The organism is Pedobacter sp. PACM 27299 (assembly GCF_001412655.1).
In the GTDB taxonomy this organism is placed as follows: Bacteria; Bacteroidota; Bacteroidia; order Sphingobacteriales; family Sphingobacteriaceae; genus Pedobacter.
In genome coordinates, this window is record NZ_CP012996.1 from 2655329 (window position 1) to 2673282 (window position 17954).

General features: G+C 41.5%; 12 protein-coding genes. 8 read left to right on the forward strand and 4 right to left on the reverse strand.

Going from position 1 to position 17954, the window contains the following annotated elements; translation table 11 throughout:
- The first annotated feature begins 53 nt into the window (after positions 1 to 53).
- From AQ505_RS11195 to AQ505_RS11210, 4 genes are all read left to right on the forward strand, one after another.
- Complete coding sequence (locus tag AQ505_RS11195; RefSeq protein WP_062548260.1) at positions 54 to 2297, forward strand: TonB-dependent receptor; 2244 nt, start codon at positions 54 to 56, stop codon at positions 2295 to 2297.
- A gap of 56 nt (positions 2298 to 2353) precedes the next feature.
- Complete coding sequence (locus AQ505_RS11200; RefSeq protein WP_231635076.1) at positions 2354 to 3310, forward strand: DUF4625 domain-containing protein; 957 nt, start codon at positions 2354 to 2356, stop codon at positions 3308 to 3310.
- 1 nt (position 3311) lies between these two features.
- Entirely contained in the window at positions 3312 to 3788 is a 477-nt protein-coding gene (locus AQ505_RS11205; RefSeq protein WP_062548261.1) for a DUF4625 domain-containing protein, read from the forward strand.
- Between the two features lie 450 nt (positions 3789 to 4238).
- Positions 4239 to 4535, forward strand: coding sequence for a hypothetical protein (locus AQ505_RS11210; protein WP_062548262.1), 297 nt, complete (start codon positions 4239 to 4241; stop codon positions 4533 to 4535).
- 214 nt (positions 4536 to 4749) lie between these two features.
- On the opposite strand, the gene AQ505_RS11215 is transcribed toward AQ505_RS11210, so the two are convergent.
- The gene (locus AQ505_RS11215) at positions 4750 to 5952 is read right to left on the reverse strand and encodes a multidrug effflux MFS transporter (RefSeq protein ID WP_062548263.1); all 1203 of its coding nucleotides are present in this window, start codon (positions 5950 to 5952) and stop codon (positions 4750 to 4752) included.
- A gap of 89 nt (positions 5953 to 6041) precedes the next feature.
- Here AQ505_RS11215 and pdxR point away from each other — a divergent pair, with 89 nt between their 5' ends.
- Complete coding sequence (gene pdxR, locus AQ505_RS11220) at positions 6042 to 7535, forward strand: MocR-like pyridoxine biosynthesis transcription factor PdxR (protein WP_062548264.1); 1494 nt, start codon at positions 6042 to 6044, stop codon at positions 7533 to 7535.
- A 71-nt stretch (positions 7536 to 7606) separates the two neighbouring features.
- Complete coding sequence (locus tag AQ505_RS11225; protein ID WP_062548265.1) at positions 7607 to 8626, forward strand: acyltransferase family protein; 1020 nt, start codon at positions 7607 to 7609, stop codon at positions 8624 to 8626.
- A 26-nt stretch (positions 8627 to 8652) separates the two neighbouring features.
- Here the strand turns inward: AQ505_RS11225 and AQ505_RS11230 are convergent, their stop codons facing one another.
- The 3 genes from AQ505_RS11230 to AQ505_RS11240 form a co-directional block, all read right to left on the reverse strand.
- On the reverse strand, positions 8653 to 9492 hold the full coding sequence (locus AQ505_RS11230; protein WP_062548266.1) for an AraC family transcriptional regulator: 840 nt from the start codon (positions 9490 to 9492) through the stop codon (positions 8653 to 8655).
- A 173-nt stretch (positions 9493 to 9665) separates the two neighbouring features.
- The gene (locus AQ505_RS11235) at positions 9666 to 10901 is read right to left on the reverse strand and encodes a glycoside hydrolase family 27 protein (RefSeq protein ID WP_062548267.1); all 1236 of its coding nucleotides are present in this window, start codon (positions 10899 to 10901) and stop codon (positions 9666 to 9668) included.
- Positions 10902 to 10969: 68 nt separating this feature from the next.
- Positions 10970 to 13858 (reverse strand): ligand-binding sensor domain-containing protein, encoded by a 2889-nt coding sequence (locus AQ505_RS11240; protein WP_062548268.1) that lies wholly within the window; start codon positions 13856 to 13858, stop codon positions 10970 to 10972.
- Positions 13859 to 14029: 171 nt separating this feature from the next.
- Between AQ505_RS11240 and AQ505_RS11245 the strand changes: the two genes are divergently transcribed.
- A complete protein-coding gene (locus AQ505_RS11245; protein WP_062548269.1) occupies positions 14030 to 14866 on the forward strand; it encodes a PKD domain-containing protein in 837 nt (278 codons plus the stop codon).
- Between the two features lie 31 nt (positions 14867 to 14897).
- On the forward strand, positions 14898 to 17954 hold the full coding sequence (locus AQ505_RS11250; protein WP_062548270.1) for a SusC/RagA family TonB-linked outer membrane protein: 3057 nt from the start codon (positions 14898 to 14900) through the stop codon (positions 17952 to 17954).

Consider the following 17954-nt stretch of genomic DNA (forward strand, 5'->3'; position numbering starts at 1 on the left):
TTTACTGGGTTCTAAGACTTTGTGCGTTCCTTTTTTCCAACATTTTCAATTCAATGAATAAATCCTACAGGCTATCCTTTTGCCTTTTAATTTGCAGTGCACCGGTTTTCGGGCAAAGCAATCCGGCTGTTCAAGATACTACACTTCAGCCTAAAAAATCCTCGCCAAAACAGCTTAAAGAAGTCGTCATTAAAGACCGCAGACCACAATTACGCAAGGAAGAAGAGGCCTTAAATATAGAAATTGTGAATAGCAGTTTTATACAGCGAAACCTGGGTGGGAGTTTAATGAAATCTCTGGAGCGATTACCGGGCATTCAAACTATTGGCATAGGCTCTGGACAGTCTAAACCATTGATCCGCGGACTAGGATTTAACCGGGTATTGGTAGTAGATCAGGGCTTGAAACATGAAGGGCAGCAATGGGGTGCGGATCATGGGTTAGAGATCGATCAATTTGCCATTGGCGAAGTGGAACTGATCAAAGGTGCCGCTTCATTTAGGTATGGATCCGATGCGATAGCCGGTGTCATCGACCTTAAACCTCAGCTCATTCCCGCTAAAAACTCTTTTGGCGGATCGGTAAATCTGCTGGGCAAGAGTAACAATGACTTGTACGGAAGTTCGGTTAATTTGTACGGACGTCAGGAAAACTGGTTTTTTGATGCCCGTATAACCTATCAGAATTATGGCGATTATCGGGTGCCTGTAGACACGATATTCGTGTACGATTATGCGGTAAAATTACATAACCGGCAATTGCGCAATACTGCGGGTAGGGAAACAGCCCTGCACTATACCACAGGCTATATCGGGAAGCGTTTTAAATCCCTGGTTTACCTGAGTAATGTGTACAGCAAAAGTGGTTTTTTTGCCAATGCACATGGTTTAGAGCCGAGAAATGTCGATGAAAAAATACATGATGCTTCCAGTAGGGACATCCAGATGCCCAGTCAGGAAGTGAATCATTTTAAGCTGATCAGTCGTACGGAATATCAGGTCAATGCACATCAACTGGCCTTAGATCTAGGTTATCAGCGCAACTTCCGACAAGAGTTTAGCCAGTATGTGAATCATGGTTTTATGCCGCCTGTGTATCCAGATACCATGTCGGTTTCTCCGAATCTGGAAAGGGAGTTTGATAAACACGTGTACAGCTTTAACTTAAGGGATAAAATCCTATTGGGTAAACACGAAATCACCGCAGGTTTAAGTGGAGAATATCAGCAAAATACCATCAATGGATGGACGTTTTTAGTACCTTCTTTTAAGCAGGTTTCTGCAGGGCTCTTTGCCTATGATAAATACAGGGTAAACGAAAATCTATTGCTTCATGCCGCGTTAAGGTACGATTTCAGCCATATCAGGATGTTCAAATATACAGATTGGTTCGAATCTGAGCGGGGTACGAACATGACTGCTGTAGGTAATGAAAGTACTGCTGCTTTTGAAAAACTGGTGCGTTCGGAAGACCTGAACCGGTCATTCAACAGCCTGGTTTGGTCGGCCGGATTGAACTACAACCTGGAGCAATTTTCCTTGAAAGCCAATGTGGGTAAAAGTTTTCGGATGCCGATCGCAAAGGAGCTCGGTGCTAACGGGGTAAATTACCATTATTTCAGCTTCGAAAAAGGAGATCCGTCATTGAATGCGGAGCAGTCTTATCAGGCAGATTTAAGTCTGGGCTGGACTGCGGATCGCTGGTCTGTTTTACTCAGTCCATTTTATAATTATTTCCCGAATTACATTTACTTAAATCCGACTTCCGGGCATGATGATTACTATGGTGCCGGCAACCAGATTTTTCAATATGCGCAGAGTAAGGTGATGCGTTACGGAGGAGAATTGCAGCTTAAATTGAAATTGCTGGAAAGCCTGAGTACTTCCTTTTCCGGGGAGTATTTGTATGCCCGACAGTTGTCGGGGGATAAGAAGGGCTATACTTTGCCATTTTCTCCGCCAGCTTCCGCGTTATTTAACCTGAGCTGGTCGCCGGTCATCAATGAGAAGTTCCAGAAAACCTATTTTTCTATAGACTACAGGCTGACTTCCAGTCAGAATAACATCGTACCACCAGAAAAGAAAACGCCAGGTTATGGCTTGATTGATCTGCAGATTGGTACGGAACTAAACTTTCAGAAACAAGCCCTACTGATCAGTCTGCAGGCTCAAAACCTGATGAACACGCGGTACTTAAATCATACCAGTTTTTACCGGTTAATCGGGCTGCCTGAATCCGGCAGGAACCTGATCCTTTCGATAAAAGTTCCTTTCCAGATCCCATTGAAGAAATCATAAAATCGCCATACCCTCAATTCATAAAATCACCATAATCCCCATTATAAAAACAACAGATGAACAGCAACAAAATCTTAAACAACAACAAATTATTAAACATGAAAACAGCTAGAATGATGACCGTTCTGCTTTTATTTTTCACTGCTTTTTCGGCATGTAAAAAGGAGGAGCGGATAGAATTGGCAAAGCCAACAGCCGATAACATTGAGATCGGTACTGCGAATAATAAACAAGCTTTAAAAGGAAGAGATTTCCATTTCAATGCCGACGTGGTTGCTGCCAGCAAAATAAAGGGGATACAGCTTCGAATCCTGCAGAAAAGCACCGAAACTTATAGCAAAACCTGGAAACTGGAATTCGACTGGCAGGAATATATTGGTGCAAAAAATACGAATGTGCACAAGCATTTTACCATGCCTGCGGATGCACCTGATGGAAAGTATGATTTCTATTTTATTGTACTCGATGAGAACGGAACGCAGCTGGAAATTAAGGAAGAAATTACCATTGCCGATCCTGCAAATATGCCGGTAGATCCTGTAATCGGCCGTGATATGATCTCCCGAAATGAGACCATGATCTATTACATGGATACTTGGGTCGAGCAAGAATTGACCTTCAAAAAAGGGGATGAAATGACTGCTCATGCTCAGGTTTCCCAGCTAAAAGGCGACGGAGTTTTATATACTTTATTGATTAAGAAAAGCGCTAATTATTACCCGGAATCTATTGATAAACTTGATTTTAATAAAGCAATTGTGATTTCAAAAGTAGAACATAAGGACTTACCTGCGGCTTCAAAAATTACTACACTAAAACAGGTAAATGGTGTTTATGGTGGGGAGAAAATTGTCATCGGAGCAGATAAAGATGGTAATGAGCCAGTCTCAAACCCTATCAGCGGACAAAAAGCATGGGAGTCCGGCAAGTATAACCTGGTAATTTTATATAAAAATACCAGCTATAACAGAAGTGTGTACAAGGTGATTCCAATCACCATAGATTATAAATAAGATGAAGAAACTGAAAGTATTAGTCTGCTGTTTATTACTGGTGGTAGCCCTGAGCAATTGCAGTAAAGATAAGGCTGAGCCGATTGATACCACTTATCCGGAAATTAATACGGATGTGGCGCAGGCATTTCCAAAGCAATGCAGTGTATTGAAAAGAGGAGAGAAGTTCGTGTTTAAAGCATTGTTAACTGATAACGCTCAATTGGGTTCTGTAAGTGTCGATATCCACCATAATTTTGACCACCATACCCACAGTACAGAACTGGAAGAATGTGAAATGGCACCCATAAAACAAGCGGTAAAACCATTTTTGCTGATCAAAAATATAGCTATTCCTGCCGGGCTGAAATCTTATGAGGTTAATGCCGAAATCGAGGTTCCCGCAGATGTGGATCCCGGAGATTATCATTTTATGATTAGACTGACAGATAAGGAAGGCTGGCAAACGATCAAAGGATTGAGTATCAAAATTAATTAACAACATCGGAAAGGGGGCTTTATCATATTGCTTAGGATTTGCCATACTGCTTAGGATTTGGCCCCCTGTTTTATTCGGGATTCATCTGGAGAAGCGCTATAGCAGGCATCATACTTATGAGTTTTTCTTAAGTATTGGAATTAGGTTGCTAGGGATTTTTCAGGTTAAATGACCCCTGCAACCTCTTTTGTTATTTCTTTTTAACGAGTTTAAAACATATTATAGATTTCATTTTTAATTCTTTAGGTGTGTTGGTTATCTCTTGTTTAATATCATATTGGTCTGAATTAATTTCAGCTTGTTAACCGCTCCCATCATGGCAATATTTTGTGCAGGCCCGCATGGGTACCAGCCGGGTAACCGTCACCCGGATCATGCTCGTGCAGCAGTTTTCTAAATGCGGGCAAAAGAGGAAATGGAAGCTGTTTTATCCCGCTTCAGTCGGAATGGATGAGGAATGGACAAACGGAAGTTTATGTTTGTTTTAAATCTGCGAATGGGGAATTAATTTCTGATAGTGCTTATGTGGGGAACCTGAATGGCCTTGCAGAAAGTAATAAAGAACAAGTAGAAAAGAAACATTATATGGTAGTTAAAGTTCGTTTTGACCGGGTTGAAGCAGATTATCATCAAAAAATAATAGCCCATAAAGAGGGAAGGATCGGCACCAAAGCTTTCCGGCATATAGCAAAAGAATACGAAATGCTGAAACAGAAACTGAAATCCCTGCCGGGAAAACCTTCCTGAAATTTATAGGTGATGCTTATGCTCTGGTTTTAAATGTTGATCTTAAATAAGCGGTGGTCCCTAAAATTGGAAGTCATATAATGATAGCGATCCAGACAATTTTATCCAGAAGGCTAAGCGTTTTATTTTTTACAGCTTTGACAGTACCATAAACCAAAGAAAAGAATGCGATAATCAATACCAGCAGTTCGAGAATCGTCATACACAAAGGTAATTATTTCATCACCTGATCATCATGATTTCTTCTCCTGAAAAGTAAACAGCTCAGAGCAACGATCGTACAGGTCCACATCGTGAATACCATCGGATAAGCGGTGTTGTTATGAAGTAAACTTAAAACCGAAGTAATTAGAAATGCTGATAAATAACTTAAGGAACCGATCAAGGCCGAGGCAGAACCTGAAAATGCGGGAAGTGTAGCCAGATATAAAGCGGTTGTATTTGGTAAAATAGGACCAAGCATCGACAGGAACAGAAAAGCAAAAGTCAGGAGCAGATAGAAAGGGCCATTAAAGTAAATCACTAAGATCATTCCTGCGCCGGTAATCAATTGAAAAATCAGTGCATATTTGGTAATGACTTTAACTTCAAAGTGTTTCAGTAATCGGGTGTTGATGATGCCTGTGAAAATAATTCCTACGGCCAGCATGGAAAATATAAATCCAAATTGCTTCTGGCTAACCGCATAGAGCTGAGTAAATACGAATGGAGAACCGGTAATCATCGCAAATGCAGCACTGTTACTCACTGCTCTGACTAAAGCATAATTCACAAAGGAAGGGCTTTTTATACATTGGCTGTAAGCGTTTCTGATACCTTTGAAATTTAGTTTCTTGACGGCTGTACCGGGTTTCCCATCTGGCAGCACCGTTAAACAGCCTAATAAACCCATTCCCGAAAGTATCGCCATAATCAAGAACAAGTACTTCCAGGTAGATTGATCGGAGAGCATGCCGCCAACCATTGGCGCAAGAATGGGTGAGACCCCCATCAATATTTGCAGAAGTGTAAAAACATGTGCCGCACGATTGCCCTTATAGAGGTCATTTACCAATGCTCTGGAGATCACCTGACAAGCACTTCCAGCCAGGCCCTGTATGAACCTTAAGGCCAGTAACAGCGTGAAAGAGCTGGTCAGCATACAAGCCACACTGCATAATATGTAAATCGACAGCCCTAATTTTAAAGGTAATTTTCTGCCCCATACATCAGATAGTGGGCCAATGAACAACTGACCAAAAGACATCCCGAAAAGAAATAGCGTTACGGTCGTTTCCATCCGCACTATCGGTACCTTAAAATACGAAGACATCACGCTAAAAGCAGGTAAATACATGTCGATGGAAATAGATCCTATGGCTGTTAAAATACCTAGTGTAAGCGTAATGAGCAGTGGCTGCAGATTTCGTTTTTGCATGGTTAAATATTCGTTTGTATTCTACAAAACTAAGCTTACATTGGTTCTGTAAAAAGAGCCATTATATAAGTAATTCATAGTGCCAATTTATGGGTAAAATATCACCTGAAATCCTGCTGACTTTCATCCATCTGGATCGAAAACTTAAAACACCGCTTTACATTCAGTTGTATGATGCGATGAAACAAGGCGTATTTGATGGCATGCTGAAGCATGGCGACCGAATGCCATCTACCAGAAGTCTGGCGGCAGAATTTAGTATTTCCAGAAATTGTGTGTTACTGGCTTTTGAGCAGCTGACACTGGAAGGATTTCTAAACGGTAAAACGGGAAATGGTACTTACGTTTCTGAACAAGTCAATGAACTAAAACTCGATAACAGGAAATCCAAGAAAGACTTATCTCCGGAAGAAAAGGTATTGAAACCAATTGAAATGACTGATCTTCCTTCACATACAAAATATGTGGTCAATTATGTGGGTCAGGAAGCGATGCTGCCATTTCAACCCTCTACACCTTCGCTGGTTGATTTTCCATTCCAGATCTGGGCGAGAATTGCGGCCAATGTGTACCGGAATATTCATCAGTTACATTTGGGCTACGATAGTGCACAGGGTTATCTTCCGCTGAGGGAAGCCCTCACAGATTATCTTCGGATGAACCGCTCGATCAGCTGTACTGCGGATCAGATTGTGCTGGTCAATGGCTCTAGTCAGGCGATGCAGCTCATCGCAGAACTGCTGTTGAAAAAAGAAGACCAGTGCTGGATGGAAGACCCGGGCTTTCTACGTGCAAAATCTGCTTTTGCCCGTTTCGGTGCTCAAATTTGTCCGGTTCCTATAAAAGATTCAGGCATGGATCTGGACTATGCCATGCAGCATTTTCCGGCAGCAAAATTAGCGTATGTGACGCCTTCCCATCAATATCCGCTGGGGGAGACCATGCCTTTAATGGTAAGGATAAAACTCCTGAAATGGGCTGCACAAAAGGATATGTGGGTGATAGAAGATGATTATGAAAGTGAATTCCGATATTTAAATAGACCGATACCCGCACTCAAAGGCCTGGATACTTTCGGGAAAGTGATCTATGTGGGTACCTTTAACAAGACCTTATTTCCTGCACTAAGAATCGGATATATGGTGCTGCCTTCAGCAGCTATTGCACAGCAATTTACCATTGCCAAAGCAGTGATTGATCGCCAGAGTCCGGTTATTGATCAGGCCATTTTAACCGAGTTTATTCTCGGAGGACATTACACCAGGCATTTACGAAGGATGAGGCTGGTGTATCGAAAAGCACAGGAAGAACTGATTCTATTGCTAAAAGAACATCTCGGAAATCAGCTTCGGATTGCAGCAGCAGAAGCTGGAATGCACCTGGTGGCCTGGTTGATGAGCGATCAGGATGCCACAGCTATCGCACTAAAAGCAAGAGCCAGCGGTGTATTTATCTATGCTGTGGATGAGCTGGCGATAGATTTTAAGCATCCGAAAGCCTTGATTATTGGCTTTACCGGATTTAGCATTCAGCTCATGGAAGCAGCAGTACTGATGTTGAAAAGCATTTTGGAAGAAGAATAATTTCGACAATGATTTATTCCTAAATTATGTATAATATTGATTTCTCGTAAATTAACGATTAGCGCAATCAAATGAACAGAAGTCATTTTTTAGATTATTTAAAGGGCATAGCCATATTTTTAGTGGTCTGGGGCCACTCCATACAGCATTTTAGTACAGGTTACGAGACTTCGGAGAATGGCTTGTTTATGTTCATTTATTCCTTCCACATGCCTTTATTCATGACGATCAGCGGCTATCTATTCGCTTTTAGTAAGAAAAGGAAGGAGCTGGAGCTGATGGTAAAGACAAAAGCGACTCAGTTGTTGATCCCTGTATTCAGCTGGGCAATTCTTATGGTCGTGCTTTCCTATTATAAAGAGCTGTTTTCCGCTGATCTGAAACATAGTGTCCTCCTTTTTATTAAATCTTATATCAGTATTCTTCCTTACTATCTATGGTTTTTATGGGCGCTTTTTGTGATTTCCATATTAGTTTCAGTGATCGCCAGTAAGTTTAAGGATAGGGTCACCTTACATATTCTAGTATTTGGGTTGCTACTGTGTTTAACGGATCGTTTTGGCCTGATGTACATTAAATTTATGTATCCATACTTTCTATTTGGATATTTCTACAACTTGTACCGCGAGAAATTTGTAGCCTGGGAAAAGCCGCTGACTTATTTGAGTTTTGTGGTCTTTCCTGTTTTATTGTTCTTCTTTTGGTCTAAAGAGGACCTGATCTATCAAAGTGGCATGTCATTATACAAGCCAGAAGTACTCAAGGTAGTCCTGATTTCCTTGAAGCGATATGTGATTGGATTTACAGGTATGGTCGTGGTCGTAACGATTTTAAGGAGGCTGCTTTATTTTCCAAAAGTTACCTTTATTACTAAAATGGGTACCTTGAGTTTAGGGATTTACATCATCCAAACCATTCTATTTCAAGGAATAGACATTTTCGCTCCGGTGACTACGATGAATGATTACCTCTATACTTTTGGGTATACGCTGGCATTGTCGGTCGTGATGATTGTGATCTGTATGTACCTGACTTCCATCATCAGCAAAATTCCAGTGATTGGAAAAGCCCTGTTTGGGGGAAGATATTAAGCCTGAGGTATTAATTAGCGATACGCTTAGCTATTCATCGTTGCCCTGAAGGCTTTAGGGCTGATCCCTTTCTGCGATTTAAAGAATTTGTTCAGGTGACTTTCATCTGCAAAGCCCAGCTCATTGGCTATTTCGGTGATGCGCATGTCGCTGAAACGCAGTCGGGCTTCGACCAGTCTGATCCGAAGCTGAGCAATATATTGCTGCAGGGTTTCATGGGCATGTTTCTTAAAATACTTGCTGAAATAATGCTCAGAGATCCCAAAATGGCTGCTTAGACTTTCTGCCCTCAGCTTTTCAGGACTGTAAATATTGGCCTGTATATAGTTTAAAATCTCTAATGCCTTCTCTTCCGAATCCTCCCTGACTGCTGCTGGCATATATTTGGCAATATTGCGGGCGACCAGCACTATCATCGTGTCCACCATTTTAGCGACCAGCTCTTTATTATAGAGATCTCTGTTCACATATTCAGCGATTATAGCCTGGATCAGCGAACGGATCAAAACTTTGTCGGAGAAGTTTTTGAGAATACAACCCGGTTGGTGACTCGCATTGTTCAATATATATTCCATTCTTCTGATATCTTCCGTATGAAAATCGTTAGAGCGGATATATACATTACCGAAGCGTAAAAAGAAAAACTCTGTGGTGGTTTCGATTTCAAAAGAATGACAGTCTTCCGGGGTGATCAGAAACATCTGATCTGCCTGGTATTGGAACTTGTTATTGTTGATACACTGCATCCCTGTTCCAGATAACACATAAACCAGTTCAAAAAACAAATGCTTGTGCGCCGCTTTAGGGCATTCATCCAGCTTTTTGTAAATGACTTCAAAAGGCTCATACAAGTGTTCTCTGTTCATAGGGCTGAATTTAGTTCAGCAAATATATGTTATTGAGGAATATGGATTTCCAGTTTGGCAGGAATGTACTGCTATATAGCCTGATTGTACAGGTAGTCGGGCTATAATCAGTTGAATTCTGTCTATAGGAAGCCAATTTCACCACAGTAACTTGTAAGGCCTATGGCTTATTCTTACGGAGCGGATTGAAAAACATTAAATGGGATAGACCTGCCTTTTAGTTTTAAAGTCACTACGCCATGTGCCGGAACTTCAAAACTCAATTGTTTGGATTTAGCTGTTGTTAAATCCTGGTGTTTCCATAAATCACGGATCTGATAAGGTTTCGAAGTATCGATTCCTAAACTATCCGGTTCAAAGCTAATGTTTGCCGACTGTTTTGATCTGTTGAACAAGGTCACCGCAACTTCTCCGCTCATGGTAGAAATCAAGGGCTTTGCCCAGACTTCCAGATCTCCTGTTTTTTTCAACCTGCGGGATTGATAACCTAGTGGATCCTGATTGAGCGCGATGATCTCCTTATTCGTTACGAGTTTCAGACTTTCTTTAGACATCGTTCTTAAATCATTCCCTAATAATAGGGGAGAGTTGAGGATACACCACATGGTAAAGTGCGATTTGTCTTCTTCCGCGCTCATGCCGCGACCCACCTGCAGCATATCCATATCATTGACATGCCCCGCAGAACTGTACTTCCATAAGTCTGCATTTTTATCGATAATATGTAGAATGGATTCAAACTTATTGTCAATATCTCCAGAAATACGCCATGAATCCGCGATATTCACTGCCCAGATTCCTGGAAACTGCCAGCGGCAGATGTTAAAAATAACCTCAGGTTTTATACTTTTAATATGGTTTGCAATTTGTGTGTAGCGGATCTCTTCATTTAATTTCAACTGCTCTCCACCACACCAATCGATTTTGATAAAATCATAACCCCAGGTGTTCAGCATCAGGTTTAAATCCCGTTCATCATGACCATACAATCCTGAACCTACGCCTACGGTATCTTTATCCCAGATGGACGCACAGGTGTTTATCCCTGCCTCCGCATAAATTCCTGCTTTTAAACCCTTGCTATGGATATAGTCGGCAACTGTTTTCATGCCATTAGGAAAACGTCCGGAATGAACCAATAACTCTCCTTTTTCATTTCTGCCTCCGAAAAAACCATCGTCAATATTTACAAAATTATATCCTGCTGCTTTAAGTCCGGTGGAGATCATGAAATCAGCCTGTGCCTTGATGATCTTTTCATCAATCGCTACACGAAAATTATTCCAGCTGGACCAGCCCATAATCGGTGCTTTCGGTTTTGAAGTTTTAGTTTGTGCAGTAAGATCTGTGCTAAAAAAAGAGAGTAAAAGAAGGGAAGAAAAAATTAAGGATAATGGTTTACGCTGCATTGATATAAAGGTTTATGAGGCTAATATAGAAATTAAAAGGATTTGATTTAAAACGGCTGGTTTTTACACTAGTTCCGAAACTCAGATAGAAAGTCGAACAGCGTGACCTCTGCTGGAATCTGAAGCTTCTTTCTTAGTCGGTAGCGACTGATTTCAACACCTCTTGGCGAAATCTTCATCAGCTGTGCAATTTCCTTGGTAGACAGGCCCAATTTTAAATACGCCGCTAATTTCAGGTCGTTATTGGTCAGGTTGCTGTATTCCGCTTTCAAGTCCTCCAGGAAGTTGGCATGTACCTTATCAAAGTAGATAGAGAACTGCTCCCAGCTTTCTCCGTTTTTTTCTTCAGTAGACAGCAGCCTGATGATCTTTCTTAAATTATAAAGGTTCTCATCAGAAGGAATATTGGTATTTAATTTACTGAGGTCGTTTTTGATTTTCGTGATCAGTTCCTGCTTTTGAACCAGGTGCATAGAAGTAGAAGCCAGCTCTGAGTTTTTGATCTCTATTTCCGTGATCAGCCTTTCATTTTTAAGTTTAATAATTTCCTGCTCAGATTTATCGATTTCCAACTGGTGCAGGTATTTCATTCTGTCCTGTTCCTTCAGGAATTCCTCCCGCTGTTTTACAAACTTCTTCTGCTGTCTTTTATAGATTAAATAGATCAGCCATACCGTAAGTACCGCGTAAAATAAGTTGGCATAAATGGTTTGATACCAGGGTGGGAGGATTACAAATTCGTAGTTCGTAACCGCAGATTCTTCCCCGAAATTATTCCGGGCCTTTACCTGAAAAGTATAGCTGCCATAGGGTAGGTTAGTATAGTCTTTTTCCGTTTTTCTACTATATTCAGACCATTTACTATCGAATCCTTTCAGGTAATAACTGTAGGTAATATTGGTCTGGTTTTTCTGCAATACCGCTGCAAATTCAAAATGGAAGGAATTGGAACTGTATTTAATTTCCGGGATCTGCTGCTGTGAGTTCAGGTCGTTCACTTCTCCGTAATAACCGGCAAAAAGCAGGCTGTCGGTCTTGCCAATAGCTTTTACCACATTGATACGGACTACGGGCTGACTGAGGCCTTTTAAGTACTTTTCATAATTAATGTGGTAAAATCCTTTCTGGGCACCCACCAGAATATTGTTTTTATTGATTGGGTTGATATGCTCAAATCCGCTCACCAGTTTCCCATTCATTTCCGGAATATAGATGAGCTTCGGCTTGCCGGAAGAGAAATCACAGACCCCTAATTTCTTGTCCTGTACAAACCAGACATTCCCATCCGGATCTTCTTTTAAATAGCGGATGTATAAATCGCCGAAAACGGAATTAAACAATGGGGAGGGTTCAAAACGGTCGCTTTTCTTATGATATTCATAAATGCCTTTTTCTGTGCTGACTACTACGCGTCCTTTCACCTGGTAAACGTGGTTATTATAAGTAGAAGGGAGCTGATCGGCTTGGGTATACAACCTGATTTTAGGCGCATTTGCTGTGCTCAGGTCAATTCGATAAACGCCTTTATAGGGTTGGGAAGCCCAGATCACCTGATCTTTATCTACCGTAGTAAACCTTGCTGATTCATTAAAACCTTCAATTTTTCCGATCGGGGATAAGGCTTCATTAAAAATGTCTATGCCATTGTAATTGCCCGCTAATATGACCGGTTTTCCTTGAAGCTGGTAGCTTAAAAAGTTCCAGTAACCTTTGCCTTCCGCAAATTTAACCGCGCTATTGCCTTTGACTTCAAAAGCACCTTCGTGTTTTCCAAGCAGCAGTCGATCGTTCAGGATATTCATGCCCCATGCTTGTCCCTCGGTGTTCGTGACATATTTAAAATTGTCTTGCAGCAAACTGATGTCGGCACCTGGTTTTACCGGAATTTTAAAAAGTGCACCGGAAAGGCCAAGGTAAAGCTCGTTGTGGTACAGCATAGAAGTATGGCCCACACCTTCATTGAAAACTTCTGGATTGAGGTGCCTGATGGCATCATTATTTGCGATGAAATCAATGCCATTGTTCAGTCCGAGCCAAAGGTTTTGCTGCTTGTCTTTCAGCATGCTCAAGACTACATTGCTCTGGAGGCCTAGTCTCCGGGAAAAATTATACACAATGTCGCCTTTTTTATTGACGATGTAACAGCCGCTGATATTGGTCGCCACTACCAGCATATCGTCATTTAAGCGGAAGGCTTTGGATACTTGTTTGTTGCTGTATTTTTCCGACTGATAACCGGGTAATTTACTTAAAGTGTTATTGCTGAGGGTGTACAGTCCGTCTTGCCAAGTAGATAACAACAAGGTATCTGCATGATAGGGAGATATGGAGGTGGCCCGAAATCCGCCTCCGGGAATAGGATGGTTTAAAAATGGAAGCCATTGCTTGTCTTTATATTGCAGCAATCCTTTCTGTTTATCCTGCGCAATGATGGTTTTATTGGCCATGCCCAGAAAGATCCATTCTGATTCATTCGGGTAGACAGTGATCTTATGATCAGCTAGTTTAAAGATTCGTTTTCCGGAACGGAAGAATACTTCATTATTTAAGGCTACGATGTCCCAGATGTCGGCAAAAGATCGGTAGGCAATAGGGATTTTATCAATCAGGCTATGGTATTGCAGTTTTCCATTCTCCGCAGGAGAGAAGTAACCGAAATCACCTTGTGCCCCAACATATATTTTATGATCATCTGCAATGGCCAGAGAGCGGACGATCGTTTTATTGGAGATAGGATAGGTTTTCCAATAAGTTCCATCAAAGCTGAGCAGCCCTTCATTATTTGCAAAATAGAGCATGCCATTCCGGTCCTCCTGGATCGCCCAGTTTTGTGTACCGGCACTGTAAGCCGTTTTTTCATAATGGCTGATATCCGGCAGTCCAATTGGATTTTGCCCGAATGAAAAGCTGCTGAAAAGAAAAAAAAGGAAAGTGAATAGCTGGTTTAGTTTGGTCATAATGGTCGAAATAAAAATAGCTATAAATTGTAGAGTTTTCTTGGTTTATCAAAAAAAACCTTGTTTCTAGCTATTTTATCGAGGTATGATGTAGTATTGATGTACCCCTAAAAACACTGTGGAAAGGAACACTTAATACCTTTACCCTTTAACAAACCAAATATAAACTTTATGAAATTTCTAAAATCTTCGTACCAGGTGAAGACCTTGTACCTGCCGGTTTTGCTGGCTTCATTTTTAATTTTCGGCTGTAAGAAAAAAGAGGGAGAACTTGGCGAAGCGGCAAAAGCTTCCTTTAAGGTGACTCAGGTTACAGGCAAAGCGAATACCTTTTTACTGCAAAGTACTTCAGAAAACGCTTACCGTTATCAATGGGATCTGGGCGATGGACAGGGGCTTTCGGCAGGTACCGTAAATAAGGAAGCTTACTTCCTGAAAAAGGGTGATTATAATGTAAAACTCTATGCTTATGGTCAGGGTGGTTATGATATCGCTACGGCAAAAGTTACGGTGGCTAATGATGACCTTTCTCCAATTTTAAACAGTGAGACCTTTAAAAAACTAATCGCTCATTCCTGGAAATTAGATCCCAATTCCCTGGCACCAATTACGGTAGGTACAGAGAATAATCCTGCAGAGTATTTTGGTGGTGGTTCATTAGCGGCTTGTCAGGCAGATGATGTCTATACTTTCTCTTTTGTAAACAATGATTTCAAGATTACTTACAATGCGAATGGGGCAACCTTTAATGCGGGAAATGTGCAGCCGAATTATGCCTGTGGTGCTGACCGTTCTTACAGCAATGTTTCCTTTAACTATTCTACGGTAGTTGCAGGTGCTGGTTTAGCGACGATCACCCTTCCGGGAGCTGTTCCTACTCAATTTATCGGCGTAACCGATGTGAGTTCTAACAACTACAGGATCATCTCGATCACAGACACAGAAATGGTCCTTAGAGGAGGAAAAGCGAATGAAACTGTGTTTCAGTTCCGCTTTGTGACGCAATAAACCCTTTTGTTTAAGTTTTAAAAATAAAGAAATGAGAAGAATTATACAATTAATAGTCTTTTTGATCGGTACCTGTTTTTTGCAGGAGGCTAATGCGCAGCGTTGGTCTGTATCTGGAAAGGTAACCGATCCAACCGGCGTTCCTATGCCCGGTGTATCTGTATTGCTGAAAGGCTCAACTGTAGCCACTTTATCCGATGGAAATGGCAGCTATACCCTAAGTATTCCTGAAAAAAGTTCCGTGCTGGTATTCAGCTATATTGGCTCGAAAACCAAAGAAGTGGCGGTTTCAAAAGCAGGGGTGTATAATGTGACGATGGAAGATGCCGCAAATGACCTGAATGAATTGGTGGTAGTCGGTTATGGCAGTCAGCGGAAATCAAGTGTAACCGGATCTATCTCCACACTGAATGATAAGGAATTATTACAAAGTCCGGTGGGCGATTTAAGTAATGCATTAGCCGGGCGTGTTCCGGGGGTAATTACCAAGCAGCCAGCAGGTGAGCCTGGTGCAGATGCAGCACAGATTTACATCAGAGGTAACGCCACTTTCGGTAATGCCACAATGGAGCCTTTATTCGTGATCGATGGTATTGTACGTTCCTTCCGTGATTTTTCACAGATGGATGCGAATGAAATAGAATCGGTGAACGTCTTAAAAGACGCTTCTTCTGCCGCAATTTTCGGTGTGAAAGGTGCGAATGGGGTGGTGTTAGTCACCACTAAACGTGGTAAAATAGGTAAAGTGAGTGCCAGTTACACCATGAATTACGGGGTTTCTCAAGTAACCAGATTGCCTAAAAACCTGGGTTCTTATGAGTATGCGGTATTGTTTAATGAGGCAAAACTGAATGACAACCCAAACGCGACTCCAGAGTTTTCTTTAGAGCGATTAGACGGTTTCAGAACTGGTGCCGACCCTGAATTGTATCCGAATACCAATTGGATGGACCTGGTATTGGGTGGAACTGCACCAAGAATGCAGCACAATGTTTCCCTGAGCGGTGGTACAGAAAAGGTGAAATATTTCACTTCATTGGGTTATTTGAATGAAGATGGTTTGTATAAATCATTGAATTACAAACGGTACAATGTACGTTCTAACTTAGATATTCAGGTGACCAATACGACTCGTTTCTCGGTGGATTTATCCGGCAGAATGGAGAACAGACAGGCGCCACCTTCAGGAGGAATATTTGAGCATACCTTGCGTAATCCGCCTATTTACCTGGCAAAATTTGCCGATGGTCGTTTAGCAAGTCCGGGTTCTTACCCAAATCCATTGGCGATGATCTCTGAAGAAAGCGGTTACAACAGAACATCCAGCAATTACCTGCTGAGCAATTTCCAATTGGTTCAGGACATTCCTGGCGTAAAAGGATTGTCTGTAAAAGGGGTGATGGCATTTGACCGTAATTTCAGCTACAACAAAACCTGGAATGCCTGGGTGCCTTTATATGTGAAAAATGCAGACGGAACTTTTGAGAGTTCTGCACCTTCAAAATCTTCTCTTTCTAAAGATTTTGGTGAGGGACAGGCATTAGAATTTCAGGCACATTTAAACTATGAAAACCGTTTCGGTAAACATGGGATTTCTGCTTTAGCTTTATTCCTGCAAAAGGAAAATCAGAGCAGCGGTTTGCATGGTGCCAGAAACTCTTATACCAGTTCTGCATTGGAGCTGATCAATTTTGGTCCGGCAGAGAATGAAGTGCTTTCAGATCGCGAAGATAAAACCGGTTTAAGAAGTGCTGCAGTACGTGTGAATTATGATTATGACAATAAGTACTTTATCCAGGGTAGTTTAAGACGCGATGAGTCTGAAAACTTTGCTCCGGGTAAAAGAACAGGTTATTTTCCGGCAGTTTCCGCAGGTTGGTTAGTGACCGCAGAGGATTTCATGAAAGGGGTTAAAGTGATTGATTATTTGAAAATCAGGGGATCTTATGGTCAGCTGGGCAGTGATCGTATCCCTAGTCGCTTTGGTTATTACAACAGGTATGATTTAGTGCCAAATAACTATCCTTTTGGCGGTACTTTATCCAATGGTTTAATGCCAGGCGCAGTAGCCAATGCAGATGTAACCTGGGAGACTTCCACTAAAACAGATATTGGTTTTGAAACTAAATTCCTGAACAACCTGATCGGTTTAGATTTCACTTATTTCAATGAAGAGCGTAAAAACATTCTGGCTACAAGAAGCTTATCAGTACCCTTGTCTTTCGGTGCAAATCTGCCAACGGAGAACATTGGGAAAGTGCGAAATAGGGGTGTGGAATTGGTGTTGAGCCATAACAACAGGCTTTCTAATAATTGGTCTTATTTCCTGAGCGGGAATTTGACTTATGCGAAGAATAAGATTATCGAAGCTGCGGAAGCTTCTAATGTTCCTCCAGGGAAGAAAATCACTGGTCGTCCGAACGGTGGTCAGTATGGCTATAAAGCAATTGGCATTTTTAAAGATATGGACGATTACAACAACTCTCCTAAAACCAGTGCTTTTATGTCTTCGACCGGGCCTGGCGACATCAAATATCAGGACATCAGTGGTCCGAATGGTGTTCCAGACGGCATCATTGACGATTTTGATGTGACGTATTTAGGTGGTGGTTCTCTACCTGAAATCATGTATGGTATCAGTGGAGGTGTGAATTACAAAGGTTTTGAGGTCAACTTTTTATTACAGGGTGCTGCAAGATCTCAGCAGATGCTGACCCAAAATTCTGCATGGGCATTTTACAATAGCGGAACGGTAACGGAAGAATGGCTGGACAGATGGACACCAGACAATACCAATGCCAGCTTACCAAGGTTGGGGCTTAATGCGAATGGAAACAATTATGTCACCAGCAGCTTCTGGTTAAAAAATGCAAGTTACCTGAGGTTAAAGAACGTTGAAGTTGCTTATACCTTCAAAAATGAGTTTTTAGCGAAGCTGAAATTAACCGGAGTAAGGGTGTATGCAAATGGACAAAACCTGTTTACCATCACGGATATGAAGAATGTGGATCCTGAAAACACCAGCTCGTTGGGATGGTACTATCCACAGCAAAAGATCTTCAATTTTGGTTTAAATGTTCAGTTCTAA